At 73.2% G+C, this 25,328-nt stretch carries 23 protein-coding genes; 10 read left to right on the forward strand and 13 right to left on the reverse strand.

Annotation, left to right across the window (positions count from 1 at the left end):
• Positions 1-228: 228 nt before the first annotated feature.
• The gene (locus ACZ6JS_RS24215; RefSeq protein WP_469300824.1) at positions 229-891 is read right to left on the reverse strand and encodes an NADPH-dependent F420 reductase; all 663 of its coding nucleotides are present in this window, start codon (positions 889-891) and stop codon (positions 229-231) included.
• Between the two features lie 158 nt (positions 892-1,049).
• The gene (locus ACZ6JS_RS24220) at positions 1,050-2,411 is read right to left on the reverse strand and encodes an FAD-dependent oxidoreductase (protein WP_469300826.1); all 1,362 of its coding nucleotides are present in this window, start codon (positions 2,409-2,411) and stop codon (positions 1,050-1,052) included.
• Between the two features lie 217 nt (positions 2,412-2,628).
• Here ACZ6JS_RS24220 and ACZ6JS_RS24225 point away from each other — a divergent pair, with 217 nt between their 5' ends.
• The 3 genes from ACZ6JS_RS24225 (at position 2,629) to ACZ6JS_RS24235 (ending at position 4,485) form a co-directional block, all read left to right on the forward strand.
• Positions 2,629-2,820 (forward strand): DUF5302 domain-containing protein, encoded by a 192-nt coding sequence (locus tag ACZ6JS_RS24225; RefSeq protein ID WP_030848425.1) that lies wholly within the window; start codon positions 2,629-2,631, stop codon positions 2,818-2,820.
• Between the two features lie 184 nt (positions 2,821-3,004).
• On the forward strand, positions 3,005-3,418 hold the full coding sequence (locus tag ACZ6JS_RS24230; RefSeq protein WP_136228620.1) for a rodlin: 414 nt from the start codon (positions 3,005-3,007) through the stop codon (positions 3,416-3,418).
• Positions 3,419-3,558: 140 nt separating this feature from the next.
• Complete coding sequence (locus ACZ6JS_RS24235; RefSeq protein WP_469300828.1) at positions 3,559-4,485, forward strand: glycoside hydrolase family 19 protein; 927 nt, start codon at positions 3,559-3,561, stop codon at positions 4,483-4,485.
• Between the two features lie 17 nt (positions 4,486-4,502).
• Here ACZ6JS_RS24235 and ACZ6JS_RS24240 read toward each other — a convergent pair whose 3' ends face one another.
• From ACZ6JS_RS24240 to ACZ6JS_RS24250, 3 genes are all read right to left on the reverse strand, one after another.
• The gene (locus tag ACZ6JS_RS24240) at positions 4,503-7,271 is read right to left on the reverse strand and encodes an AAA family ATPase (protein ID WP_469300830.1); all 2,769 of its coding nucleotides are present in this window, start codon (positions 7,269-7,271) and stop codon (positions 4,503-4,505) included.
• Between the two features lie 235 nt (positions 7,272-7,506).
• Entirely contained in the window at positions 7,507-9,270 is a 1,764-nt protein-coding gene (locus ACZ6JS_RS24245; protein ID WP_469301059.1) for a S8 family peptidase, read from the reverse strand.
• Between the two features lie 612 nt (positions 9,271-9,882).
• A complete protein-coding gene (locus ACZ6JS_RS24250) occupies positions 9,883-10,632 on the reverse strand; it encodes a DUF1838 family protein (RefSeq protein ID WP_469300831.1) in 750 nt (249 codons plus the stop codon).
• A gap of 438 nt (positions 10,633-11,070) precedes the next feature.
• Between ACZ6JS_RS24250 and ACZ6JS_RS24255 the strand changes: the two genes are divergently transcribed.
• The 3 genes from ACZ6JS_RS24255 to ACZ6JS_RS24265 all read left to right on the forward strand — a co-directional run bounded on the left by ACZ6JS_RS24255 (position 11,071) and on the right by ACZ6JS_RS24265 (position 13,511).
• Positions 11,071-12,078 carry a DUF1996 domain-containing protein gene (locus tag ACZ6JS_RS24255; RefSeq protein ID WP_469300833.1) on the forward strand — a complete coding sequence of 336 codons (1,008 nt, stop codon included), beginning with the start codon at positions 11,071-11,073 and terminating at the stop codon, positions 12,076-12,078.
• A 99-nt stretch (positions 12,079-12,177) separates the two neighbouring features.
• Positions 12,178-12,789, forward strand: a complete 612-nt coding sequence (locus ACZ6JS_RS24260) for a sigma-70 family RNA polymerase sigma factor (protein WP_469300834.1) — start codon at positions 12,178-12,180, stop codon at positions 12,787-12,789.
• A complete protein-coding gene (locus tag ACZ6JS_RS24265; RefSeq protein WP_469300836.1) occupies positions 12,786-13,511 on the forward strand; it encodes an anti-sigma factor in 726 nt (241 codons plus the stop codon). Before ACZ6JS_RS24260 ends, ACZ6JS_RS24265 begins: the two co-directional genes overlap by 4 nt.
• Positions 13,512-13,931: 420 nt before the next feature.
• On the opposite strand, the gene ACZ6JS_RS24270 is transcribed toward ACZ6JS_RS24265, so the two are convergent.
• Entirely contained in the window at positions 13,932-14,663 is a 732-nt protein-coding gene (locus ACZ6JS_RS24270) for a DUF7873 family protein (protein ID WP_030031943.1), read from the reverse strand.
• Between the two features lie 9 nt (positions 14,664-14,672).
• Positions 14,673-16,097: a hypothetical protein gene (locus ACZ6JS_RS24275; protein WP_469300838.1), complete on the reverse strand. Its 1,425-nt coding sequence runs from the start codon at positions 16,095-16,097 to the stop codon at positions 14,673-14,675.
• A 211-nt stretch (positions 16,098-16,308) separates the two neighbouring features.
• Here ACZ6JS_RS24275 and ACZ6JS_RS24280 point away from each other — a divergent pair, with 211 nt between their 5' ends.
• From ACZ6JS_RS24280 to ACZ6JS_RS24290, 3 genes are all read left to right on the forward strand, one after another.
• The gene (locus ACZ6JS_RS24280; RefSeq protein ID WP_469300839.1) at positions 16,309-17,229 is read left to right on the forward strand and encodes an ATP-grasp domain-containing protein; all 921 of its coding nucleotides are present in this window, start codon (positions 16,309-16,311) and stop codon (positions 17,227-17,229) included.
• The gene (locus ACZ6JS_RS24285) at positions 17,226-18,026 is read left to right on the forward strand and encodes an ATP-grasp domain-containing protein (protein WP_469300841.1); all 801 of its coding nucleotides are present in this window, start codon (positions 17,226-17,228) and stop codon (positions 18,024-18,026) included. The genes ACZ6JS_RS24280 and ACZ6JS_RS24285 overlap by 4 nt, the downstream gene beginning before the upstream one ends.
• Before the next feature lie 104 nt (positions 18,027-18,130).
• Positions 18,131-18,985, forward strand: coding sequence for a DMT family transporter (locus tag ACZ6JS_RS24290; RefSeq protein ID WP_469300843.1), 855 nt, complete (start codon positions 18,131-18,133; stop codon positions 18,983-18,985).
• A 2-nt stretch (positions 18,986-18,987) separates the two neighbouring features.
• On the opposite strand, the gene ACZ6JS_RS24295 is transcribed toward ACZ6JS_RS24290, so the two are convergent.
• The 6 genes from ACZ6JS_RS24295 to ACZ6JS_RS24320 all read right to left on the reverse strand — a co-directional run bounded on the left by ACZ6JS_RS24295 (position 18,988) and on the right by ACZ6JS_RS24320 (position 24,684).
• The gene (locus ACZ6JS_RS24295; protein ID WP_469300845.1) at positions 18,988-21,309 is read right to left on the reverse strand and encodes a bifunctional polysaccharide deacetylase/glycosyltransferase family 2 protein; all 2,322 of its coding nucleotides are present in this window, start codon (positions 21,307-21,309) and stop codon (positions 18,988-18,990) included.
• A gap of 72 nt (positions 21,310-21,381) precedes the next feature.
• The gene (locus tag ACZ6JS_RS24300) at positions 21,382-21,927 is read right to left on the reverse strand and encodes a hypothetical protein (protein ID WP_469300846.1); all 546 of its coding nucleotides are present in this window, start codon (positions 21,925-21,927) and stop codon (positions 21,382-21,384) included.
• Between the two features lie 176 nt (positions 21,928-22,103).
• Positions 22,104-22,391 carry a hypothetical protein gene (locus ACZ6JS_RS24305; RefSeq protein WP_469300847.1) on the reverse strand — a complete coding sequence of 96 codons (288 nt, stop codon included), beginning with the start codon at positions 22,389-22,391 and terminating at the stop codon, positions 22,104-22,106.
• Between the two features lie 153 nt (positions 22,392-22,544).
• Positions 22,545-22,706 (reverse strand): hypothetical protein, encoded by a 162-nt coding sequence (locus ACZ6JS_RS24310; protein ID WP_469300848.1) that lies wholly within the window; start codon positions 22,704-22,706, stop codon positions 22,545-22,547.
• Between the two features lie 317 nt (positions 22,707-23,023).
• Complete coding sequence (locus ACZ6JS_RS24315) at positions 23,024-23,347, reverse strand: hypothetical protein (protein ID WP_469300850.1); 324 nt, start codon at positions 23,345-23,347, stop codon at positions 23,024-23,026.
• A 257-nt stretch (positions 23,348-23,604) separates the two neighbouring features.
• Complete coding sequence (locus ACZ6JS_RS24320; protein ID WP_469300852.1) at positions 23,605-24,684, reverse strand: DUF2330 domain-containing protein; 1,080 nt, start codon at positions 24,682-24,684, stop codon at positions 23,605-23,607.
• Positions 24,685-24,769: 85 nt separating this feature from the next.
• Here ACZ6JS_RS24320 and ACZ6JS_RS24325 point away from each other — a divergent pair, with 85 nt between their 5' ends.
• A complete protein-coding gene (locus tag ACZ6JS_RS24325; protein WP_469300854.1) occupies positions 24,770-25,282 on the forward strand; it encodes a hypothetical protein in 513 nt (170 codons plus the stop codon).
• The last annotated feature ends 46 nt before the right edge of the window (positions 25,283-25,328 follow it).

A 25,328-nucleotide genomic window follows, 5' to 3' on the forward strand; every position in this document is an offset into this window, starting at 1 on the left:
CCCCTCCGGCCCCTCGGCGTTCCCGCACCGCCCCTCCCCTTCACCGCCGGTCGGCCGCTCCGGTCCGGCCCTCTCCTTCTGGCCGTCTGCCCGTCTGCCCGTCCCGTCATCCGTCATCCGGAATCCGGCCATCTGCCGGCGCAGGCGCGGCATCGCCGGCGACCGTTCCCGGAGCCGGCACGAGATCGTCCCGTTGCCCGGACAGGGGTTCCCGCCGTCCCGCTCCCGTCAGCCGCGGAAAGCCTCCGGGCGGTCCGGGGAAGCTGCGGCGAGGGCCCGGGTGACCCCTTCGACGCCCTCCCGGAGTCCGTAGACGGGCGTGTCGGGCTGCTGCCGCCAGGAGTCGTCGAGGCCGCCCGAGTCGACCGTGTCGAAGCCGAGTTCCTCGATGAGGTCGCGTACGGCCTTCTTCGCCGCCTCGTCGTCGCCCGCGACGGGCAGCGCGATCCGGTCGGCGGCGCCGGCCGGGCGGTGCCGGTCGAGGATGTCCTGGGCGTACGTGCCGTTGAAGGCCTTGATCACGGGGTGTCCGAGCTGCCGCTCGGTCCAGCGGCTCTCGGTGAGGCCCTCGTCCTCCACGCCGGCGATCCGGCCGTCGCGCCGGCGCGGGTAGTAGTTGCCGGTGTCGATGACGGCGAAGCCCGGGGCCGCCCCGTCGAAGAGGCCCGCGGGCAGGTCGGGCACGTTCTTGAACGGGATGGCGACGACGACGATCTCGGCGCCGCGCGCCGCCTCGGCCACGGTGACGGGGGTGGCGCCGGTCTCCTGCGCGAGGGCGGCCAGGGTCTCGGGCCCCCGTGAGTTGGCCACAGCGACCTCGTGTCCCAGGGCGGCCAGCCGCCGGGTGAGGTTGCCGCCGATGTTGCCCGCGCCGATGATGCCGATCTTCATGAGCTCTCCAGGGCCTGTGGGGTCGGTGTCGTGCTCGTGTCCAACTCCCGTGCGCGGCGCGGCATTCCGATCCGGAGCGATCACCTCCTGGCCGAAGGACGGCCGGAGGCCGCCCGACGCGCAGGGGCCGGGACCCGTCAGGTCCCGGCCCCTCGTGCTCAGGCGCCGCTCGCGTCGAGCATCTCCTCGCGCTCCACGATCTTCACGCGCGCGCGGCCCTGGGGCTCGCCGAGGGCCTTCTCGGCCGCATCCAGCCGGTACCAGCCCTCCCACGTCGTGTAGCGCACGCTGCGCTCGGCGAGGAAGGCCTCGACCGCTTCCGGCTCCGGCGAGGCCGGCGTGCCCAGGCGGCCCTCGGCGTGGTCGGCGAGCAGGTTCCCGACGGTCTCGTTCGCGTCGCCCTTGGTGTGGCCGATCAGGCCGATCGGGCCGCGGCGGATCCAGCCGGTCACGTACGTCGACTGCATGGGGCCGCCGGCGTCGATCACGCGGCCGCCCTCGTCCGGGACCGTGCCGGACTCGACGTCCCACGGGAGCTTGGGCAGTTCGTCGGAGAGGTAGCCGACCGCCCGGTAGACGGACCGGACGTCCCAGTCGGTGAACCGGCCGGTGCCCTTGACGTTGCCGGTGCCGTCCAGCTCGGTGCGCTCGGTGCGCAGGCCGACGACCTTGCCGTCCTCGCCGAGGATCTCCGAGGGCGACTCGAAGAAGTGCAGGAACAGCTTGTGCGGCCGCTCGCCGATGTCGCGGATCGCCCAGTTCTCCAGGGTCTTGGCGACCATGTCGGTCTGCTTGTTCCCCCGCCGCTCGGCGATCGAGCCGTCGTCGTAGTCGATGTCCTCGGGGTTGACGATGACCTCGATGTTGGGCGAGTGGTCCAGCTCGCGCAGCTCCATGGGGCTGAATTTGGCCTGGGCCGGACCGCGACGGCCGAAGACGTGCACCTCGAGGGCCTTGTTGGCCTTGAGGCCTTCGTAGACGTTGGCCGGGATCTCGGTGGGCAGCAGCTCGTCGGCCGTCTTGGCGAGGATGCGCGCGACATCGAGGGCGACGTTGCCGACGCCGAGCACGGCGACCTTCTCGGCCTCGAGCGGCCAGGTGCGCGGCACGTCCGGGTGGCCGTCGTACCAGGAGACGAAGTCGGCGGCGCCGTAGGAGCCGTCGAGGTCGACGCCGGGGATGTCGAGCGCGCGGTCGGCCGTGGCGCCGGTGGAGAAGATCACGGCGTCGTAGAAGGAGTGCAGCTCGTCGAGGCTGATGTCGCTCGGGTAGTCGACGTTGCCGAAGAGGCGGACCTGCGGCTTGTCCAGCACCTGGTGCAGGGCCGTGATGATGCCCTTGATGCGCGGGTGGTCCGGGGCGACGCCGTACCGGATCAGGCCGAAGGGGGCGGGCATGCGCTCGAAGAGGTCTATGGACACACCGGGATCAACGGCGGCCTCGGACTTCAGCAGCGCGTCGGCGGCATAGATGCCGGCCGGGCCGGCACCGACGATTGCTACCCGCAGAGGGCGAGGCATGGCAGAGGTTCCCTTCGAGCGACGGCAAGGTGGATCAAGTCGGATCAAAGGGAACCCTAAACGAAGGTAAGCCTAACTCAGCACCCGGTGTCGGTTTATGCCCCCATAACCTAAGCTTATAACCTCCCCAAGCCACCCTTGGGGTTTCCAGGAACCCGCTGGTCAGCACGTACAGCGACTGACAGACTGGGGCCGCTTGATCACTCCAGGAGGACGAATGGCTGACGAAGCAGGCACCCCGCAGGACGAGTCCCCGGCCGAAGCGGCCAAGCGCCGATTCCGGGAAGCCCTGGAGCGCAACGCCGCGAAGGCCCACGCGCAGCAGTCCCACCAGAACCGGAACAAGGTTCAGGGCTCCAGCAGCGCCGCGAGCGGCAAGAACAAGAAGGTCCGCCGCAAGAGCGGCTGACCCGCCGGGCAGGATCCGGGCCCCGCCGCCACCGCGGCGGGGCCGATCCGGTTCACGATCCGGCCGTCGCGCCATTGGGCCAGTCGGGTGAGGGGGCATAACCCCGGACACCGTCAGCAGTTGATCAGCGCGTCCCGCCGTGGGCAGCCATCACACGCGACAGTGCGACCGAAGGATCCCCCAGATGCTCAAGAAGTTCATGGCCACCGCCGCCGCCACCGCCGCCGTGCTCGGCGCGGGCGCCGCCGCCGCCTCGCCCGCGATGGCGATCGGCAACGACAACGGCGTCAACACCGTGAACGGCAACGACTCGGCGCAGATCTACGGCAACGCGGAGACCCGCGGCAACCAGAGCCCGCAGCTCGCCCCGATCCAGGGCTCCCTCAACAAGCTCTGCGTCGGCCTGCCCGCCAAGGTCAACGCCCAGTCCCTGCTGGCGGTCCTCGCCAACATCGGCGTCCAGGACGTCAACGTCCTGTCCAACCCGCAGAACCAGCAGTGCGCCGAGAACTCCACCCAGGCCAAGGGCGACGAGGCCCTCTCGCACATCGCCAGCAACATTCCGGTCCTCTCCGGCAACCTCTCCGCCGGCAGCTGACCCCTTCTTCCGCGCCGGTGTCACGCGCCTCGCGTGACACCGGCGCTTTCCTTTGGTCTAGACCTTGACAGGTTCAGACCATTCCGTTTCAGTGGGCGCTGTTGCCTCCCGGCAAGTCCCCCCACTGAAGGAGCAGTTACGTGATACGTGCGCTTCGCCGCCGCGCCCTCAGCCTGGTCGCCGCCGCGGCCGTCACGGCCGGCCTGGCCATCGCCCTTCCGTCCTCCCCCGCCTCCGCGGCGGCCCCCTGCGCCTCCCCCTGGGCCTCGTCCGCCGTCTACACGAACGGAATGAGCGCCTCGTACGGCGGTCGCAACTGGCAGGCCAAGTGGTGGACCCAGGGCGAGACCCCCGGCACCACCGGCCAGTGGGGCGTCTGGGCGGACCAGGGCGTCTGCGGCGGCGGGGGCGGGGGCGGGGGCGGCCAGGAACCGGACCCCGACCCGTCCGGATTCGTCGTCTCCGAGGCCCAGTTCAACCAGATGTTCCCGAACCGCAATCCCTTCTACACCTACAACGGCCTGGTCGCCGCGCTGTCCGCCTACCCCGGCTTCGCCAAGACCGGCGACGACACGGTGAAGCGGCGCGAGGCCGCCGCCTTCCTCGCGAACGTCTCGCACGAGACCGGCGGTCTCGTGCACATCGTGGAGCAGAACACCGCCAACTACCCCCACTACTGCGACGCGACCCAGCCGTACGGCTGTCCGGCCGGACAGGCCGCCTACTACGGCCGCGGGCCCATCCAGCTCAGCTGGAACTTCAACTACAAGGCGGCCGGCGACGCCCTCGGCATCAACCTTTTGGCCAACCCCTACCTCGTGGAGCAGGATCCGGCCGTCGCCATGAAGACGGCGCTCTGGTACTGGAACACCCAGAACGGTCCGGGAACCATGACCGCCCACGCCGCCATGGTGAACGGCGCCGGCTTCGGCGAGACCATCCGCTCCATCAACGGCGCCCTGGAGTGCAACGGCGGCAACCCCGCCCAGGTACAGAGCCGGATCTCGAAGTACCAGAGCTTCACCCAGCTGCTGGGCGTCACGCCGGGCGGCAACCTGAGCTGCTGACCCTGCGTGCCGTACGGTCACCGCGTGCGCAGCGCGGTGGCCAGCTGGGCCCGTGACCGTACGTCGAGCTTCTGGTAGATGCGGGTCAGCCGGGCCTCGACGGTCTTGACGCTGAGGAACAGCTTCGCCGCGGCCTCCTGGTTGCTGGCGCCCTGGCTGACGAGCAGCGCGAGGCGGGTCTCGGCCTCGGTCAGCGCCGCTGCCGCGGTGACCGGTGAGCCGGCCCCGTCACCCGGGACCGGTTCCCTGGCGAGCTCGGTCCAGGGTGCGGCGCCGGCCCGCTCGAACACCTCGGCCGCGGCCCGGAGCGCCGCACGGGCCGGCGCCCGGCGCCGGCGGCGGCGCTCCACCCGGGCGAGGGCGAGCAGCGTACGACCCCGTTCCAGCGGCAGCCGGAGGGATTCGAAGCGCTGCGCCGTGTCCTCCAGCAGTCGGACGGCTGCGTCCGCGTCGCCCTGCGCGGACAGGCACAGCGCGCGGGCCCGGTCGAGGGCGGCGACGACGCCGGTACGTCCGAGCCCGTGGGCGACCGCGCGCACGGGCTCGATCAGTTCGGCAGCTTCGCCGGGCGCGTCTGCGGCGATCAGGGCCTCGGCGAGTTCACCGTGCCAGCGCAGGATCGAGGGGTCCACGACTTGCTGGGCGGCCTCCAGTTCGGCGACGCGGCGCAGGGTGGCGACCGCCTTCGCCGCCTCGCCGGTGGCCAGTTCGATGAGCCCGAGCGCGTGCAGGCTGCGGGAGAGGAAGACCTGGTCCTGTTCCTCCTGGGAGGCCTGGATGCCGCGGCGCGCGAAGCTCTCGGCGCGCGCGAAGCTGCCGCCCATGGTCTCGGCCATCGCCGCCACGTACCAGGCGGGACCGGGCGAGAGGCCGGCCTCGATGGTCAGTTCCAGGGCCCGGCGGGCGTGGACGGAGGCGGCCTCGCACCGGCCGCTGCGCAGTTCCACCTCGGTGAGGCTGCGCAGGACCTCGAAGACGTCCTCGGCCGAACCGGTGCGCCGGACGGCCGGCAGCAGCACCATGAGCTGGCGGCGCGCGTCGGCGAGGCGGTCGTCGAAGAGGGCGTGCCGGACGGCCAGGTACTGCGGGGCGTTGCGCATGCCGAGCGGCACCTCGGGCGCGGGCAGGGCGAGTGCCTCGGAGAGGATCTCCTCGGCTTCCGCGTCCCCGAGGATGCGGCCCATGCGGGCCCGTACGGTCAGGGCCATGGCCTCGGCGGTCTGGTCGCCGCCCTGCGCGGCGAGGGCGCCGGCCTCGGCAGCGGCGTCGCGGGAGCGGACGGGGTCGCCGTCGCTGAGGTTGTGCTTCCAGGCGATCCGCAGCTGGACGGCGGCCAGCAGGGCAGGGTCCCCGGCGGCCTCGTCCATGGCGTACGCGAAGGTCTCGTCGAGCGCTCCCAGGGCCTGTCCCGCGGCGTCGATCACGGCGAGCCGGGCGCGTACCCGGTCGGCCGGCGAGGCGTCGCGGGCCAGCACGGCCCGGGTGGCGCGCCGGGCGAGGTCGGCGCGGCCCGCCCAGCCGGCGTCTTCGGCGGCCGTGACGAGGCGGGCCAGTTCGTCGTCGGCCAGCCGGGACGGCGTCCGTTCCGCGGCGAGCAGTCCCAGTTCGGCGGCCAGGGCCCGCTGTCCGCGGCTGCGGCAGACCGCGGCGGCCTCGGTGATCTCGGCGGCGAGCCCCTGGTCGGGGGTGTCGACGGCCAGCGCCCGGTGGCGTACGGCCTGGACGGGATCGTCGACGGCGGCGGCCAGTGCCGCGTGCCCGGCGGCGCGTTCGGGCCAGCCGGCGTCGGCGGCGAGCGCGGTGGGCAGGGCGCCGGCGGTGAACTCGACCGTGCCGTCCTCTCCGACCCTGACCAGCGCGGCCCGTTCCGCCTCGGCCAGCTCGGCCTCGGCGTCGGGGCGGCCGGCCCGCCGCAGCAGGGAGATGGTGGGGCGGGAGGCGAGGGCGGCGAGCAGCAGGGTGCGGCGGGCCTGGGCGGGGGCTCCCGCGAGGAGGCGGCGGGCGACCTCGCGCGCCTGTCCGGAGACGGGCAGGGGGTCGGCGTGGTGGGCGCTGCAGTCGCGGGCCTCGGCGGCTTCGGCGAGGGAGTGGCCGAGGGCGAGGGCCAGGCGCGGGTTGCCGCCGCTGGCCTGGTGGATGCGGCCGGCGAGGCGGGCGGGCAGCCCGTGGCGAAGAAGCAGCTCCGCGACCTCGTCGGCGCCGAGCGGGGGCACCCGTATGGAGGGGACGCCGGGGCCGCAGAGGGGCTCGCCGACCGGGGCTCCGCCCTGGACGCGTTCGGCGGCGAGGACCCGCACGCGGGGCGGGGTGAGGCGCAGGGCGAAGCGGAGCAGGTCGGTGCTCTCGGCGTCGAGCCACTGGGCGTTGTCGATGACGAGGAGGACGGGCTGGCGGGCGGCGAGGCTGCGGAGCACCTCGACGACGGCCAGGCGCAGCGCCACGTGGTCGCGGCCCGCGCGGGGGGCGTCGGCCTCCCGGCGCAGGAGGGCGATGGCGGTGCGCTGGGGGCCGGAGAGGTCTTCCAGGGCGGCAGCGGGCACGGAGGCGAGGAGGGCGGCGGCGGAGGCCTCGGGTATCCATTGGTCGGCGGCCTCGGGAGCGAGGCGGAGAACGCTCTCCCGGCGTGCTTCGGCCGCGGCCGAGACGGCGCGGACGACCTCGGTCTTGCCCGCGCCGGCGGGTCCGGTCAGGAGCGCCCGGCCGTGCGAGGTCAGCGCGCGGTCGACCGCCTTGATCAGTTCTCCGTGTCCTACGCTTGTGTCAGCGTGCCCCGTCGCCGCCACCACGCACAGCCACCAGCCTTCCAGTCCCCAGCTCCTGTGCCCTTCCTGTGAGAGGCGAGAATACGAGGTCGGACGGCTGGTGGACCCGCATTGTGACGCAGAATTCAGTCACGGTGCAGGGAAAACCCGGCGGACCTGCCGATACCCGTAGTATCGGCAGGCCCGGGGATTCAATTGGTCCGTACTATCGCTCCGTCAGGCGGAGTTGGTATCGGACCCCGAGGCGGCGTGATCCGTCTCAGAAGGTGAGATTCCAGGAGTCGATCCTGCCGGTGTCGCCGCCGGCGTTGTCGTTGACCCGGAGCTTCCAGGTGCCGTTCGCGACCTCGGAGGAGGCGTTGACGGTGTAGACCTGGTTGATGTTGTCGGTGCCGCTGCCCGTCCGGTTGTGGAGCGTGTAGACGCTGCCGTCCGGGGCGACCAGGTCGACCTTCAGGTCACCGATGTAGGTGTGGACGATGTTCACACCGACCTTGAGGGTGGCCGGGGCGTTGCCGGACTTCCCGGTGACGGTGATCGGGCTCTCGACGGTGGTGTTGTCGCCGATGGCGTAGTCCGCGGTGTTCTCGAAGGCCGGGGCGGGCGGGGTCGAGGTCACGGCGGCGACGGTCGCGGCGGCGTCGGCGAGGCCGGCGCCGCAGCCACCGGTGCAGGTGCCGGCGAGCGGACGGGCGTTGTTCTTGATCGCCGTCTCGATCTGGGCCGGGGTCAGCGCGGAGTTGGCCGACTTCAGCAGCGCGGCGAGACCGGCGACGTGGGGGGCGGCCATGCTGGTGCCCTGGTAGGGCTTGTAGATCTCGGAGCCCGGGGTGGTGGTGCCCGCGTTCAGGGTCGAGAGGATCGCGTTCTCGGGGGTGGTGACGGTGCCGGGCGTGTCGGTGGCGCGGCGGGTCTCACCGCCCGGGGCGGCGATGTCGATGATCGAGCCGTAGTTGGAGTAGTACGACCGGTCGCCGGCGCGGTTGCTGGCCGCCACGTTGATCACGTTGTTGCAGCTGGCGGGCGAGTAGCCGGCCGCGTCGGCGTTGCTGTTGCCGGCGGCGACGACGACGGTCGTGCCGCGGGCGACGGCCGCGTTGATCGCGTTCTGGTAGCTGGTGCCGCAGGCGCCCGGGCCGCCGAGGCTCATGTTGATGACCTTGGCCGGGGTGGCGTTGGCCGGGACGCCGGCCACGGAGCCGCCGGAGGCCCAGGTGATGGCGTCGACGATGTCCGAGGTGGAACCGCCGCACTTGCCGAGGACGCGGACGTGCTGGACCTTCGCGCCGTAGGCGATGCCGGCGACGCCCTTGGAGTTGTTCGTGGCCGCCGCGATGGTGCCGGCGACGTGGGTGCCGTGCCAGGACGAGTTGCCGGCCTTCGAGCCGACGCCGCACTCGCCGTCGGTGGCGTTCCAGTCGCCCTCGTCGGCGGGGTTGCTGTCGCGGCCGCCGCCGTCACGGGCGTAGGTGGCGCTGCTGATGAAGTCGTAGCCGGCGACGGTGTTCGACGCGAGGTCCGAGTGGGCGACGTAGCCGGTGTCGATCACCGCGACGGTGACGCCGGAGCCGGTCGTCCTGTCCCAGGCGGCCGGGACGTTCATGCCCGCGGTGGACTCGAAGAGGTCCCACTGCTTGGCGTACTCGGTGTCGTTCGGGGTCACGGCCGCGGCGTAGGCGCGGGTGTCGAGCTCGACGTAGGCGACGTCCGGGTCGGCACGGAACTGGGCCATCACGTCGGCGGCCTCGGCCGGCGCGACGGTCCCGCCGAGGTTGACCAGCGCGGCGCCGGTGCCCAGGCGCCGGTCGAACTTCGCCTTCTTGCCCGCCTTCTTGCCCTTGGCGGTGGCGTCGGCGGCGGCGGCGTTGTTGGAGCTGGCCTCGGAGGCGGACGACTTGTAGCCGACGATCAGGTTCTCGACCGGCGCGGTGGGGGCGAGCGCGGCCGCGGGGACAGCGGTGGGGGTCTCGGAGGCCACGGCCACGGAGGCGGTGGCGGTGCCGGCGAGCAGGGTGACGGACATGGCCACCACGGATATGAGCCTGCGTCTCGTTGCGTGCACGTGATCCCTTTCGAGGGCCGTTTCCGGGCAGGCCGGAGCGGCCGGTTCGGTGCAGTGTGGGAGGTTCCGGCGGCCGCGGGGCCGGGAGCGAGTTGGTCGGTCTCGCCCCGGCTGCCGCCGCACGCCACGTTGTCCCGGCCGCAACGGCGAGGCAGGGGCAACGGCGGTCCCGGCGTACTTCCCCCGGTGGTAGGCCTACACGCCATGTGGGGTTGGAGTGTGTACCGCCCGGCCTGGGGAAGATCGCCGGTGGGCAGACAGTAGGCAACGCGGGGATGAACTGGATACGGGGAAAACCCTTGTCCGCCCCCTGCCACTCCCCCCGGGGGGCCCTGAGCAGGGTGTGATCAGGCCTTTTCCGGTGCGCGCCGGCCCCCGGCCACCCGAGGGCGGTGCCGCGAATCCCGCTGGATCGGGGCGCGGCGGCAGATACGGGCGCGGGGTGGAGGCGCGTACTCGTACCGCACGTATCCGGGCGTTCCGACAACGGCGAGGCGCCGCAGCCGTCGTCGCGCGCCCGCCGGGGATCACGGGAAAGCCCCTAGGGGTCGGCCCGGCGGGCGGGGGTGGCGCTCAGGACTCCTCCCGGTGGGGCGGGAGAAGCTTGCGGAAGTACGTCCAGCTCGTCTCGTTCGGTTCGCTCCATTTCTCCGGCGCATGGGCGAACTCGGGGTGGCGGTCGGCAATGTACGCGCGGGTGCGTTCGGGAACCTGCGCGTAGGCGTCGAGCTTGCGGCCGCGGCAGTGGAAGGTGAGGCCGCCGGGGCGCGGGCCCTGCGCCATCCACGGCAGCCAGGGGGACATGCGGGTCCAGGACATCGTCGCGGGGACGCTCGCCCCGTCGGTGGTCAGGGCGGTGGCGGGTGCGAAGAACTGGAAGAGTTCCAGTGCCCGGTAGGTGTCGTCGGCGGAGTGGTCCGGGTACTCCTCGGCCGGCAGCGGCGAGGGGTAGGCGAGCGGGATCTCCAGGCTGAAGCAGATCTGGTCGCCCAGCTCGGTCACCGGGACCGGGAAGGGGCGCCACTTCTGGTTGGCCGGATCGTTCCAGACGTGGACCACGGGCCTGCCCTGCCAGGTCTCCATGATCTCGCGGGTCACCGGGTCCAGGTAGAAGGCGGCTTCCCGGGACAGAAGCTGGTAGCCGCCGCTCTCCTCGTCCGGCACGAGGCGCGCGACGTTGAGTCCTTCGAAGCCGAACAGCCGCCGGTAGGGCTCGCCCGGTGCCCAGGAGTGGACGTCGCCGGTCCACCAGTAGGTGACCTCGCCGCCGTCGAGTCGGGCGCGGGTGCGGGCGAACGCGTTCAGGAGCTCGGCGGGTGTCATGCGCACACTGTGTCCGGTCGCCGTGCGGCCGGACAAGCGGCCCCACGGACAACCCCGGCCCTCTCGGTGGTGGTTGGCCCGGCCTCTCCTCCCCGGCGGTCGCCACCGGCCGGTCGGCCGGTGGCCGCGATCCCCGGAATCGGGCACCTCGGAGCCGCCCGGAAGGGGGGCGTACGCGGCCTCGGCGGGCCCGCGCCCGCTGTTCCGCCGCGGCTCGCACCCCCGCCCCGGCCCTCGACGAACGGCACATGGCCGGAGGAGCACCCGCAGGAGGCCGAGAACGTCGTCGCCCGGATCCTGCGGGCCCCTGTCCGCAACTGACCGGGCGAACCGCCACACGTCACCGGGCGGCCCCGTCGGAACGCACGAACGCGGTGGGGCGACCGCCGTGCGGATGCCAGGTTGACGACGGGGTCGCCACCGGTAACCGTGACCGCCATGGGGAAAGAACGCCGACTGCTCACTGTCGTCATCTGCCTGGTCCTGGGGGGTGGGCTGGCCGCCGCGGTGCTGGGTGCCACGCGCGCCGCCGGACCGCACCCGGGCGCGGTGGCCGGCGCCCCGGCACCGTCCGACTACGTGGACATACGTGATGTTCCACCCGCCCCCGCCGTCGCTCGGGCCACGCCCGCCGATCGGAGCGACGGCTCGGCGGGCTCGGTGGCGGTGGACTGCGGCCGCAACGAGGAGGGGCACTACAACGAGGACAACCTGCTGGTCTCGCCCGGCCTGCGGGCCGGCGCCCACCACACGCACTCCTACGTGGGCAACCTGTCCACGGACGCCATGTCGACCGACGACTCGCTGGCCGCCGCCGCCACGAGCTGCGCGGGCGGGGACCGGTCGACGTACTACTGGCCCGTCCTGCGCCGCCTGGACCGGCCGGGGGTGCGCCCCCACGAGACGGCGGCGGGGCACGGCAACACCGGCGAGATCGTGCCCGAGAGCTCCGTGCGGGTCGAGTTCCGGGGCAACCCGGTGAGCAAGGTCGTGGCGATGCCGCCCTTCCTGCGCGCGATGACGGGCGACGCTGTCGCCCGCACGGCGGGCAGCGACGCCCACGTCCGGGCCCGCTGGGGGTGTTCCGGCTCCCCCGACCGCTCCACCACCCGCTACCCGCGCTGCCCCGAGGGCGACCGCGTCACCCGCACCCTGGTCTTCCCGAGCTGCTGGAACGGCCTCGACACCGCGAGCGCCGGGCACCGTTCGCACCTGTTGTTCCCCGGCGGCAACGGAGTCTGCCCCACCGACACCTTCCCGGTGCCCGAACTGCGCCTCTCCCTCGCCTACGAGGTCCCCGCGGGGGCGCCGGTGGCGATCGACTCCTTCCCCGAGCAACGGCACAGCCCCAGAACGGACCACGCGATGTTCGTGAACGCGATGACCGGGCCGGAGATGGCCGCGCTCGTCGACTGCCTCAACGAGGGCCGCGCCTGCCGGACTTGAACCCCCCGGACCTCGAGTGACGCAGGTCACATGAACCGTATCGGCTCCGCCGGCGTGTTCCGACCGCACCACGCAAGCGAGGAAGACGGAGAGGGTGAGATGGCCGGACCACTGTGGCCCCGCACTCGGCGGGGCTCGACCGACGAGGCACTGATCAAGTCCGTGTACGAGGAGCACGGCCACGCCCTGCTCGCGTACGCCACCCGGCTGACCGGGGACCGGGCCGCGGCCGAGGACGTCGTGCAGGAGACCCTGATTCGTGCCTGGCGGCACTCCGAGGTCCTCGTGAACGGAAAGGGCTCGGTGCGCGGCTGGCTGCTCACCGTGGCCCGTAACATCATCACCGACCGGTATCGGGCCCGGGCCGCCCGGCCGCCGGAGGTGTCCGGTTCGGCGGCCGCTCCCCCGGTGGAGGCGGACCACGCCGACTCCGTGGTGGACAGCATGACCGTGCTGGGGGCTCTCGACCGGCTGTCCCCGGAACACCGGGACGTGCTGAAGGAGTTGTACTACCGGCAGCTGAGCGTGGCGGAGGCCGCCGACACCCTCGGCATCCCGGCGGGTACGGTCAAGTCGCGTTCGCACTACGCGCTCAAGGCCCTGCGCGACGTCTTCAGGGACGACGGCTTCCGGGAGAGCGGCACAAGAGACGGAAAAAGATCGGGCAGGCCGCCCCAGCAGCCGGCCGGACTGCGTGAGGTGGTGGCATGAACCGGCAGCGGCACGAGGAGGAACTGCTCGGCCCGTACGTGCTCGGCGTCCTGGACGACGAGGAGGTCCGCCGGGTCGAGGGACACACGAGCGGATGTGTGCAGTGCCGGGAGGAGGTGGCCGCGTTGCGCGAGATGGAGGCGGCACTGGGCGAGGTGCCCGAGGAGGCGTTCCTCGACGGACCGCCGCAGGGCGGCGACCTGCTGCTCCAGCGCACCCTGCGGCAGATGCGGGGCGAGCGCGCCGGTGCCGCACGCCGTCGTGCGGGTCTCACAGGGCTGGCGGTGGCGGCCTCCCTGGCTGCCGTGTTCTGGGCCGGCACGCAGTTGGGTGCGGGCGATCCCGACCCCGTCGCACTTCCCCTGCCCCCGTCGCCGACCGCTTCGGCGGACCCCTCTCCCCCGCCCAGGGGGACCACGCTGCACTCCGCGACCGATGCGGGCACGGGTGCGCGGATGACCGTACAGATGACGCCGGCCACCAAGTGGGTGCGGTTGCGGGCGGCGGTCACCGGAGTGCCGCCGGGCGAGCGCTGCCGGCTGGTCGTGGTCTCCAAGGACGGCAAGCGCACCACCGCGGGCAGCTGGGTCGTGGGAAGCCAGGGCAACGGCGAGGCCAAGGGCGCCGGCCTGGACGGTTCGGCTGCCGTCGACCGGGCGGACGTCAAGGCCGTCCTGGTCGAGAACGAAGCCGGCAGGACCTTCGTGTCCGTGCCCGTGTGACCGTCCGAACCGTGTGACCTCGGGGCGAACGTGACGGAGCCCGGGAGCATATCCAGCTCCCGGGCTCCTGCTTGCCACCCAATTGCGCACACCGGCACGTTTAAGAGTCGCGGATCATTCTGAGATCGACGTGTTCTGCCTTTGAACTACCGCGCCATGGGAGAGGCGCAGGAGGGACTTGAACCCCCATCCATCGATGGTCGTCCACGCTCGGTCGATCCGGTGTTCGGCGGCGAATACTGAGACTGGAGCGAGAATCTGAGATTCATGGGGCCGCCTCTACCAGCTTGGGCCACCCCGGCACGCAATGCCGGGGGAGGGATTCGAACCCCCAACTGACACCCCTGTTCAGCTTCAACATCAGTTTCAGCTTGCGCTCTCGCGCACCTCCCGCAGACATACGGGAGGGGTCTTCGTGGGCTACCTGAACAGGTAGCCGAACACCGCGTCCCCGACCCTCTGGTCGGTGACCTCGGCGCTGTTGGCCTCTTCGCGGGCGAACTTGACGGCCTGCTGGAGCTTTTCGACGCGGTCGAGCAGCTCGTTGACCCGCCGGGCGGGCAGCGCGCCGGAGAACTTCACGGTCGTCCAGTAACCGACCGGCACGTCCTCGTAGTACACCTCGACCTGCGCCGGGTGCTTCTCGGTGGCTTCGGCCTTGACGTGGTTGCGCGGCACCTTCTTGGTGCGGATCGTGCGCACCGGGTCCGTCTTCCAGGAGTCCGTGGACGGGTCCAGGTTCCAGGATTCGGACGCGTCCAGCACCGGCAGCTTCCGCACGAAGGTGTGCAGGTCCGTGAGCTGCTTCTCCAGGAAGAGCAGGTACGGTACGGGCACCTGGGCGAGCAGGACGTTGCCGTCGACGACCACGTCCGCGGCAGCGCTGCGGTTCGCCCAGTCCTTGGTGGCCGTCACGTCGAAGAGCCGTGTGAGCGTCCCGGCCGTCGCGCGCAGCACGTCCTCCGCCTTGACCTGTACCCGGGTGGACTCGGGCGGCAGCTGCTCACCCTCCTCGTCCTTGGGCTGGTACGTCCGCGAGATACCGGCCAGCAGGGCGGGCTTCTGCACGTCGTGGTGAGCCTGGGTGAGCTCCTGGAGGGACTTGGACTTGACGCCCTTTTCGACTGCGATGATCTGATTCAGCTTCGGCACGTGATCAACCTAGCAGCCGCTTGTCCGATCATTCACCCGGATTTCCGGCACCTGCGCCCGGTCCAGGAGCCGCCGCATGTCCTCGGGCGGGAGTGCGGGATTGGCGGCCGCGGCGGCCGCGGTCCCCGGGTCCGGATCGTCGAGCAGTTCGCGGATCCGCGCCACGGGGAGCCGGGGGTGCTGCGCGGCGGCGTTCCGCGTCTCGGGGTCCCGGCTGAGGCGGTCGAGGAGCTCCGGTTCCAGGCCGGGGTCGCGCAGTGCGAGCATCCGGCGGTCGGGATCCGGCGAGTCGCCGAAGCGGGCGGCGAGCCCGGCGAAGGGGAAGCCGGGACGGGCGGTCAGCATGCCGACGGCGCGGTGCGTGCCGTTGAGGTAGAGGTCGAGGAGCAGTTCCGGCGGCGCCGCCGGGTGGGACTCCGCGAGCAGCAGGCGTACGGCGAAGTCCTCGTCCCCCGCGAGCAGTTCCACGGCGTCGGCCGGCAGGCCGGGGCAGGCGGCGGCGCTGCGGCGCAGCCAGGTGTGCGCGGACCGGGCGCACCGCCGAAGGAACTCCGCGTCCTCGCGCCGCTCCCACACCCAGTCGAGCGTGCCCAGCCGGGCGTCGGCTTCCACGGCGTGGTCGACGGCGGCGCGCTCGGCCTCGGTCAGCTCGGGGCGGGCGGAGACCACCAGCCGGACCGCCGGGTCGGGGTCGACGGCGAGGCGTGCCACAAGGTCGGGCGGGAGCGAGGGGTTTCCGGCGATCGTCGCGAGCCGATCCCCCTCGGCTACGAGGCGTTCGGCGAGTTCCCGGGTGAGCCGGCCGGTGCCCAGGACGTCTACGGGCCGCCACGAGCCGTTCAGTTGCCCGATGAGCCAGGCGGTCCGTTCCTCGTCCTCGTGGCAGACCTGTTCGGCGGCTGCCAGCCGTACCTCGCGGTCGTCGTCGCGGAGGAGCCGCTCCCGCGCCTCGTCCGGGAGCCGGTGCCAGGCGCCCTGGCAGGCGGCCAGGCGGAACAGCGGGTCCTCGTGGTCCGCGAGGCCCGCCAGGATGTGGGCGGGCGGCCGGCTGCTCCAGCTGAACAGCTCCTGGCGCACCAGGGCCTCGGGGTGCTTCAGCAGCCGCTCGTACGCCCGGTCGGGCAGCGGGGGCACCGGCTGCCGGTAGGGCGCGGGACCGGTCGCGAGACTGAGGTGGACCGACTTGGACGGGTCGTCGACCAGCCGGGCCCGCTGCTCGGGGTCGGCGTCGGCGTTCTGCGCGAAGGCGCTTCGGACGCGGCGGTCCGGGTGGACCACAATCGCCTCGATGACCTCCTGCGGCAGCACGGCGCGCCGCGGAACCGGCCGCCGCGCGCACTCGTCCTCATGGCCGAGCAACCGCAGCAGCACGTCCGCCGGTGCGGCTCCGTTGACCGCCAGTGCGCACAACTGCCCCGTCCACCGGCCGCACATGTCCCGCACTTCCCCCCGTCGGACCGTAAGGGGCAGCGTAACAAGGAAGTCCGCGCGGAGGACCGCACAGACGGCCGGACAGTCGACCGGTCGGAACGTCATACAGGAGCCCACAGGCGGACCGATCATCACATTGCGGTCCATGACATCCTGTGGCGTCACAACTCGCCGGGCGGATTCGGCGGACGTCCGGGAATTTTGGGGAAGGTCGATGAGGCTCTGCTTCCTGGTGGAGGAGCACTACCGCCACGACGGTATGCCGAACGAGGTGATCGGAGCGCTGACCGCGTGGGGGCACCGCGTGGACGTCGTGCGGCCCGGCGGCTCGCTGTTGCGCATGACGGAGGTGGTGGACGCGGGCGCCCACGACGCCTGGGTGCTCAAGACGGTGTCGGGCGGCCCGGGGCTGACCCTCCTCGAAGCCGCCGCCGCAGCCGGGATGACCACCGTCAACGACGCCCGGTCCATCCGCGGCGTACGGGACAAGGCGCTGGCCGCCGCGATCGGGCGCGGCCGAGGCCTCCCGCTGCCGCCCACGTACGCCGTCGCCCGCCCCGAGCTGCTCAGGGAGATACCGGCGGCCGAGTACCCGCTCGTGGTCAAGCCCGCCGACGGCAGCTCCGGGCGGGCCGTGCACCTGGCGACTTCGCCCGGGGCGCTGGAGACGCTGCTGCCCGCGCTCGCGGGCGAGGGCATGCTCATCGCCCAGCCGTACGTACCCAACTCGGGGACGGACATCAAGGTGTACGCGGTCGGCGGGGAGCTGTTCGCGACCGAGCGCTGCTCCCCGCTGCACCCCGACCCCTCGGTGCGCGAGCGCCGGGTGCCGCTGTCGGCTGAGGTGGCGGCGATCGCCGCCCAGGTGGGTGCGGTCTACGGGCTCGACCTGTACGGGGTGGACGTCCTGCTGGGTCCCGACGGGCCGGTCGTCGTCGACGTCAACGACTTCCCGAGCTTCCGGCAGGTGCCGGACGCGACGGCGCGGGTGGCCCGTGCCGTACTGGGGCTGGCGCGGGCCGGCGGACCCGCAGCGGCGCCGGCGGCGCCCGTGACGCTGCCGTACGCCCTGCCCCTGTCGATCCCGGCCCGGCCCGCGGCGCAGATTCCGGCCGCGGCGGGTGACGCCGTATGAAAATCGGCCTGATCACCCCGGAACCCGGGCATCCGCTGCTGGCGGACACCACCGCGCTGCTCGCTCCGGAGCACGAGGTCGAGGCGCTCGATCCGGTCACCCTCGGGGACGTGCCGCTGCCCCTGGCCGATGTGTACCTGCTGAAGTCCCGGACGCCACACGCGCTGGGACTCGCCCGGTACCTGGAACGCCGGGGGGCGCCGGTGGTCAACACCGCGGCGGCCACGGCGCTGTGCCAGGACCGCACGGAGATGGCCGGGCTCGCCCTGCGGGCCGGTCTGCCGTTCGCCGCGACCCGTACCGTCGGCGCCCTGGGAGTGTGGGCACGGGAGGCACGGCCGCCCGCTCCCGTCGTGGTCAAGAGCCGGCTCAGCCGGCGCGGCGACCTCGTCGCACGCGCCGACGACACCGCGCGGCTGCGGGAGTTGGCCCGGGACTGGCCGCAGGAGCCGGTCGTGGTGCAGGAGTACGCGCCCAACAACGGCTGGGACCACAAACTGTGGGCCATCGGCGACCAGGTGTTCTCGGCCCTGCGCCGGTCGGAGCTCTCCCCCGGCGGACGCGGCCCCACCCGCCAGCTGCCCCCGGACGAACTGCCCGTCGGCTGGGCCGATCTGGTGCGCCGGGTCGGGTTCGTGTTCGCCCTGGACGTCTACGGTGTGGACATCATCGACACCGGCGGCGGGACGCCCCTGATCGTTGACGTCAACGCCTTCCCCGGGATCCGCGGCCAGTCCGGCGCCCCGGAGGCCCTGGCGGCGCTGGCCCTGCGCCGGGCGGCGGCCGGGCGCGCCTGATGCGGCTCCGCGACAGGCCCGGACGGGGGAATGCGGGCGCGCCGCGACCCCCGCGGCCCGGTGTCGTGGCGCGGCCGGGCGGCGGACGAGGTGAGGATCGGGGCATGGGCGTCGTCCTGCCGGTCCTCTTCGCGCTGTTCGCTGCCTTCAGCAACGCGCTGGCCACCGTGCTCCAGCGCCGGGCCGCACTCACCGTGCCGCAGAGCGAGGGCTTCCGCTTCGGTCTGGTCCTGGACCTGCTGCGCCGGCCCGTGTGGGTCGCGGGCATCCTGGCCGTGATCGCGGCCGGGGCCGGTCAGGCCGCGGCGCTGGCCACGGGCGCGCTGGCCCTCGTACAGCCGCTGTTCGTGCTGGAGCTGCCGCTCGCCCTGCTGATCGCCTCCCTGCTGACCCGTCAGCGGCTGCCGGGGGCGCTGTGGCTGGCCGTTGCGGGGGTGGTGACGGGGCTCGGGGTCGCGCTGGTGGCCGCCTCGCCGGCGGGCAACCGCACCGACGTGCCGGCCGAGAGGTGGCTGGCGGCGCTGCCGGCCTGCGCGGTGATCGTCGCCCTGCTCGCCGTCGCGGGCCTGCGGAGGCCGCCCGGCCGTTCACGGGCCGGCTGCCTGGGCGCGGCCACCGCCGTCTGCTACGCGCTGACGGCCGCCCTGATGAAGTCCTCCATGCACGTCCTCGACGACCACGGCATCGGCGCGTTCTTGACCTCCTGGGAGACGTACGCCTTCGGCGCGAGCGGCATCTGCGCCCTGCTGCTGCTCGAACACGCCATGCAGGGCGGCCCGCTGGTGGCGTCGCAGCCCGCGCTGACCCTCGGCGACGCGAGCATCAGCATCGCGCTGGGAGTGGTCCTGTACGAGGAACACCTGCGCTCGGGCTGGTGGCTGCTCCCCCAGCTGCTGGGCGTGGCCCTGGTCTGCGCGGGGGTGTTCGCCCTGTCCCGGGCCGGCGAGGGCGCCCCGTGACCTTACGGGTACGGGTGCCCCTCCCGGGACGGCCAGATGTGGTTCTGCGGGCCCGGAGCCGCGGGGTGGGACTCCCAGGGGTCCGTGTCGTGGCCCCCGTAGGGGCCGGCGGGACCGCCCCAGGGCTCGGCCGCGGTTTCGGCGCCCGGCGGGGTCCCGGTCACGTACTGCGGCTCGGCCGGGGGTTCGGACCGGGTGACGGGCACCTGGAGGCTGCCGTAGCGCTCCATCCGCTGCCAGCGCAGGCGGGAGCCGGCCACAGCGGTGAAGACGGACTGGATCACGACCAGGTACATGAGCTGGCGGTAGACGAACTGCTGGAGCGGCAGGCTCCACAGAGGTCCGGGGCGCTCACCGTCCAGACGGAAGGCGTACAGGCCCATCAGCACTTGGAGCAGCAGGAAGGCCGTCCACAGGCCGACGATGCGCAACGGGTCGAGGAAGAGCAGGCCGTAGAGGGCGAAGACGTCCACGATGGGCGCGAGCAGCGGCAGCAGGACCTGGAACATCAGGAGGTAGACCAGGCCCCGTCGGCCGAGCTTGCCGGCCTGCCCGCGCTGGGCGAGGGCCCCGCGGTGCTTCCACATGGCCTGGAGGGTGCCGTAGCACCACCGGTAGCGCTGCTTCCACAGGGCGCCGAGCGAGGCGGGGGCTTCCGTCCAGGCCTTGGCCCGCTCCTCGTAGACCACGCGCCAGCCGTCCCGGCACAGGGCCATGGTCAGATCGGTGTCCTCGGCGAGGGTGGTGTCGCTGACGCCGCCGACCCGCAGCAGGGCCTCGCGGCGGAACGCGCCGACGGCACCGGGGACGGTGGGCATGCACTCGGCGAGGTCGAACAGGCGGCGGTCGAGGTTGAACCCGACGACGTACTCGATGTGCTGCCAGCGGCCGAGCAGGCCGCCCCGGTTGACCACCTTGGCGTTGCCGGAGACCGCGCCCACCCGGCGGTGGGCGAAGGGCTGGACGATCATGCGGACCGCGTCGGGTTCGAAGACGGTGTCGCCGTCGACCATGACGAGCAGGTTGCAGGAGGCCGCCGCTATCCCGGTGTTGAGGGCGGCCGGCTTGCCCGCGTTCTGCTGCCGGATGACCCGTACGCCGGGCAGCCGGAGCGCCTCCACGATGTCCGCCGTGCCGTCGGTGGAGCCGTCGTCGACCACGATGACCTCGACGGGGTGGTCGGACGCGAGCAGGGAACGGACGGCCGCCTCGATCCCGGCGCTCTCGTTGTACGCGGGCACGATCACGCTCACCGGCTCGGTCACGGGAGCGCCCCACGGCCTCCGTCGCATCCGCACGTGCCGCCGGGCGGCGACGAACACGGCGACCGCGCGGAACAGGCTGATCGCACCCGCTGCCCACAGCAGCCACGACAGCACGTCGAGGATCCAGCCGCTGGTACGGAGGGCGGTGATCAGTGCCATGCCCTGCCACCGGTCGGCGGTGCCGGCGCTCCGTACGGCGGCGGGGAGGGCGACCGCGTCGCCCACGGTGGCGAACGTCCAGCCCGACGCCTTGAGCCGCGGCACGAGCTGTTCGAGCGCGGCCACCGTCTGGGAGCGGTCCCCTCCGGCGTCGTGCAGGAGCACGATCTGGCCGGTGGAGCCCGCGGGGGTGGCGGCGGCGACGATCGCTTCGACGCCGGGGCGGCGCCAGTCCTGACTGTCCAGGGTCGTCAGGACGGTCAGGTATCCCTCTTGCCCAGCCTGGACGACCGCCTTCCAGTCGGCGTCGCCGAGCGCCTTGTTGGTGGAGGAGTAGGGCGGGCGCAGCAGGGGGGTGGTGACCCCGGTGGCACCGGCGATGACGAGCTGGCTCTCACGCAGCTCCAGGGAACGGCGCCAGGCGGACGCGGTGCCGAGGTCGGTGTGCGTGAAGCTGTGCAGGCCGATCTGGTGGCCCTCCTCGACGATCCGGCGAGCCAGCTCCGGATTCTCGGCGACGCGGGTACCGACGGTGAAGAAGGTCGCGCGCACCTCGTTGCGGCGCAGCACGTCGAGGATCTTCGGGGTCCAGACGGGGTCGGGGCCGTCGTCGAAGGTCAGGGCGATCGTGCGGGGCGCCGGAGTGGCGGTGCGGCCCGCCGCGCCCTCGATCACCGGGCCACCGGAGCCGATCGCGGCCGGTACGGACGTCGCGGCCGCCTGCCGGCGGGGAGCACCGTCGGGGCGCTCGTCGAAGAGGTGCTGGGTGTAGCCCTCGAGGAGCAGCGCCGCTGAGAGCGTCAGCACGAGAGTGGTGAGCAGCAGCCAGTGGGTACGCAGGGGGACATTGCGTACGGAAGTGTGCCTGCCTTGCGAGCGGCGACGGCGGTTCTTCGACACGGGGTGGGGCTTCCTGACTGGTGCGGCGGGCAGTGCGGTCGGGGGCGGTGTGGACGGTGCCGGCCCGCAGGCTCAGGGCCGGCCCGTGGGTTTGCCGCCGCCCTGCCCGGGCGGCGTGGTGAAGCGGCCGCGGCCGGCCGGGGACGGCTGGGACGGGTTCGCCGGTCCGTCGGCCGCCTCCGTCGGCGCCGCTCCGGTGACGGGTGCCGTCCCTCCCGGGGTCACGGCCGGTGCGGGCGCGCCGGGCCGTGAGGCGGCCGGAGTGGGCCGGGGGCTTCCGCCCGCCGTGCCGCGCGGCGACGGGCCGGCCGTTCCTGCCTTGGCAGGCTCCCCGGGTGCCGGGGTGTGCGGGGCCTGGGCGGAGGGGAGGAAGGGCGAGGGGAAGGTGGGGCCGCCCATCAGCGTGCTCAGGAGCAGGACGACGTAGGCGACGGCCGGTATCACCAGGAGGCGGCCCCAACGGCGCACCCACAGCTGCCTGCGCCCGGAGCTGTCCACGAACACGGGGGCCTCGGCGTGGGGAGGATCCGGAGGTCCCTCCGCCGTGCGGGCGGCGGCCACATCACCGAGGAAGAGCTCCAACGTGTCCTGCTCGGGGGCGCCTGGGGCTGGGTGCATGCGTCGTGGCCTCTGAGGATCGGATGTCGGGCGGGAACACGGTCACCGTGAGGCGACCCATGCCCCTCAGCGCTGCAGCCGCCGCTGGTGTCACTCCCGAGAGCACGAAACGGGCCGTTTCCACACGTTGCGGTACGGCTGGGGGCGCGCGCCCATGTTCGGTGCGCCCCCGTGGGCTACCATCGCCCGGCCCGGGGGCGGACGGACCGTACGGGTACGGGGTGGGTGGTGGGTGTGGGTACCAGGGGCGCAGTGACGGGTGCCGCGGCAGTGGCGCTGGCGGGCGCCCTGGTGCTTGGCGGCTGCTCGGGCGAGCCGGCCGGCGCGAAGCCGACCGCGCCGGCTCCCGCCTCGACGCCGGCGACGCCCCCGCCGGCCCCCTCGCCCTCGCCCTCGGAGCCGGCGACCGCCGAGCCGTCCGCGCCGCCGTCGACGCCGGACGCGGGGCCGAGGCCGTCGGCCACCGGCGGCCCGGCGCCGAAGCGGACGCCGGCGGATGCGTCGGCCGTGCCGCAGAACCCGAACCGGGGCCCGAACCCGCCCCCGGCGCCCGACCGGCCCCCGCTGCCGACGTGGAAGCCGACACCGTTCGACCCGAAGGACCCGTCGATCCCGAACTACACCGTGCCGCCGCCCATGCGGTAGCCCGCTTCCCGGTGCGGTCCGGGCGGCGGGGTCCTCACGTACGCACCGGAGAGCGGGTGGCCGGCCCCCGGGGCCGCGGCGTCGAGGTCCAGGGCCCGGAGCGTCTGGCGGGCGGTGCAGACCGCCGCGGACACGACCGGCCTGCCCGGGAGCGGTTCGGCCGGCTCGATGTCGCCCAGGGACGGCGCTCTGCACGCACGCCGAGAGCACGACGGCGTCCGCGTCCGCGTACTACGGCTCCCGTGCGAGGCCGGGCAGGCTCGGGGTCCCGCCGCGGTGGAACGGGAGCGGGGCTGCCGCCGTCGGCCTCGTGGCGCCCGCCGGGCGGACCGTCGCCGACGGCTTCCCGGGGCGGTGGCCCACGCCGCGCGGGGCTCGGCCCCGGGGTGACGCCGTGGAGCCGGCCCTCACCACGCGGGCAGAGGGCCGGCTCCGGGCTGCTGTTGCCGCGTCACTTGCCGAGGATGCTGCCCGTCCACTGGCCGGCGGCACCCTGCATCAGCGCCTCGTTGCTCAGGACCTGGGTGCCCGGCAGGGCCGCCATGCCGATGTCACCGGCCGGTGCCGCGCCGTTGTGGGAGCCGACCGTGTTGTCGCGGCCGGCGTTGAAGACGTCGTCGCCCGCGACCTGGCTCAGGTCGCCGAAGACGATCGAATACGTGTTGCTGACCGGGGCGTAGATGGTGAAGGTGTCGTCGGCGGAGGCGGTGGACGCGCCCGCCAGGATGATGCCGCCGGCGGCGAGAGCGGTCAGGGCGCAACGGATCGAACGCACGAGTAGTGCCTTTCGTGGAGGGGTGGAGGAAGCAGTGCGAAGGTAGGACGCTTCGCACCTCAAAGAACCGCACCCGGCCTTGTACGGCCCGAGTCCATCCGTACGGCGCAGCTTCCCCGGCGCCCGAACCCTCCCCGGCGCCGGCCGCGGATCCGGTCGGGGTCCGGCCGCGGACGCGGCGCTCCGCGGCCGGGGCACCCGGCCGGGCCTCTCTTCCGGATCCTGCACCTGATACGGCCCGATCCGAAGGCAGGGCCCTAGGCGGTCGGTACGGCGGGCCGGCGGCGGCGGTTTCGTGCGTGGACGGCGGACGCGAGCGCCACGGCGGCCGCCGCGACCGTCAGGAGCCAGACCGGGATGCCGCCTCCCACCGTGAGCAGCTCGTCGCGGTAGACGGCCCGGCGGTACGGGGTGTCCTTCGGTGTCGCGCGCAGTTCGTGGTCGGCGTCGATGCGGCCCGGTTCCGGGAACTCCTGCTCGATCGCCGTGAGGAACACCGGCTTTCCGCCGGCGAGGGCGGCGAGCGGGCCGTCCTGGGGGTCGATGGTTCCCGCGAAGGTCACCTTCGGCGCGGAGCCGCCGATCCTGGTGGCGGGCTCCATGCGGTGGTCCGCCAGCACGTACAGGCCGAGCGACTGCGGTGTCTTCGCCATGCGGGAGAGCCGCATCGGGTAGACCAGCCGGTCGCTGTCGAAGCGGATCTTCAGCGGGTCCAGGTCGCCCCGGAGCACCTTGCCCTGGCCTCCGCGCGGGGCGAGCCGTATCGCCACGTACTCCCAGTGCTGGTCGACGTACGGCTTGACCTCGGTGGCGAGGCGTTCGGGGAGCTGGAAGCCGTTGCTCTCCAGCCAGTTCCTCAGGGCGTCGGGGTCGGTGGCGGTGAGCCGGGCGACGTCGAAGTCGCCGAGCTGCTCGCGGCCGACCACACCCACGGACGGCGCGGCGCCCGGCGCCGGGGCACCCGCGCCGTCGCCCGTGTCGCGGGAGAAGGGCCAGTCGCCGCCGCGCGGCCAGAAGTGGCTGCGGGTCCTGCGCTCGGGCCGGGTCAGATCGCGCAGTTCGTCGAACATGTCCCCGTCGCCCAGCTCCACCGTGGCCCGCCCCGGCACCGGCATGATCCAGGCGGCCCGCTGTGCGTTCCCGCCGACGGTGAAACGCATCACGATCTGTTCCGTACGCCCGTCCCAGCGCACGACGGAGGTCTCCCGGTCCACGCCGATGCGGGACTGGCCGTCGGGGATCATCGCTCCGCAGCCGCAGGCGTAGGCGGGGTCGACCAGTGCGCCCACCTGGGTCGCGAGCAGGGCGAACAGCAGTATCAGGATCCTTCGTCTCATCCACACGGGGTCTGGGACGGCCGACCGGGTGATCCGGTTCCGCCCCCTCTCGCTGCACGATCGGCCCTGGCTCATACTGTGGCGCATGAGGGGGAGTGAGAAGCAGCCGCACGTTCTGCGGCGTCTGAATGCGCTGCCGCGCAGCCCGATGGTTCCGGACTCCGTGATGGCGGAGATCGCCCGGCACGACTGGGAGGGCATCGAGTGCGGCTGCGGCCGGCCCGCGGGCCATCTGGTGGAGGCCGTGCGCGACGCCGCCGAGGGGCATCCCGCCGCGTTCCACGCGCTGGAGGGCCACGCCTTCTTCGGACAGCATCTGAAACCGCCCGCTCCGGCGGTGTGCGCCGTGCTGATGGCTGTGTGGTCGGCGTGTCCGCCCCGGCGGGCGACCCGCGAGGCGCTGCTGTGGACGCTGCTGGCCCTGCTGTGCACGGTGGACGACGGCGGCACGCACGAGGCGGGGCTGCACGGGCAGTGCGCCGCGTTCATCCGGACCGGTGCGGACGGCTTCCGACGGGAGCTGGACGCCGTGCCGGGCTCCGGGACGGCCGCGTACGCCGAGGGCATCCTGGAGATCCTCGGCCTGTCGGCGTCGTGACGCGGGCGGTCCGCGACGGGGCGCCGGCAGCACCGCGACAGGGATC

The organism is Streptomyces sp. NPDC046349, assembly GCF_055587885.1.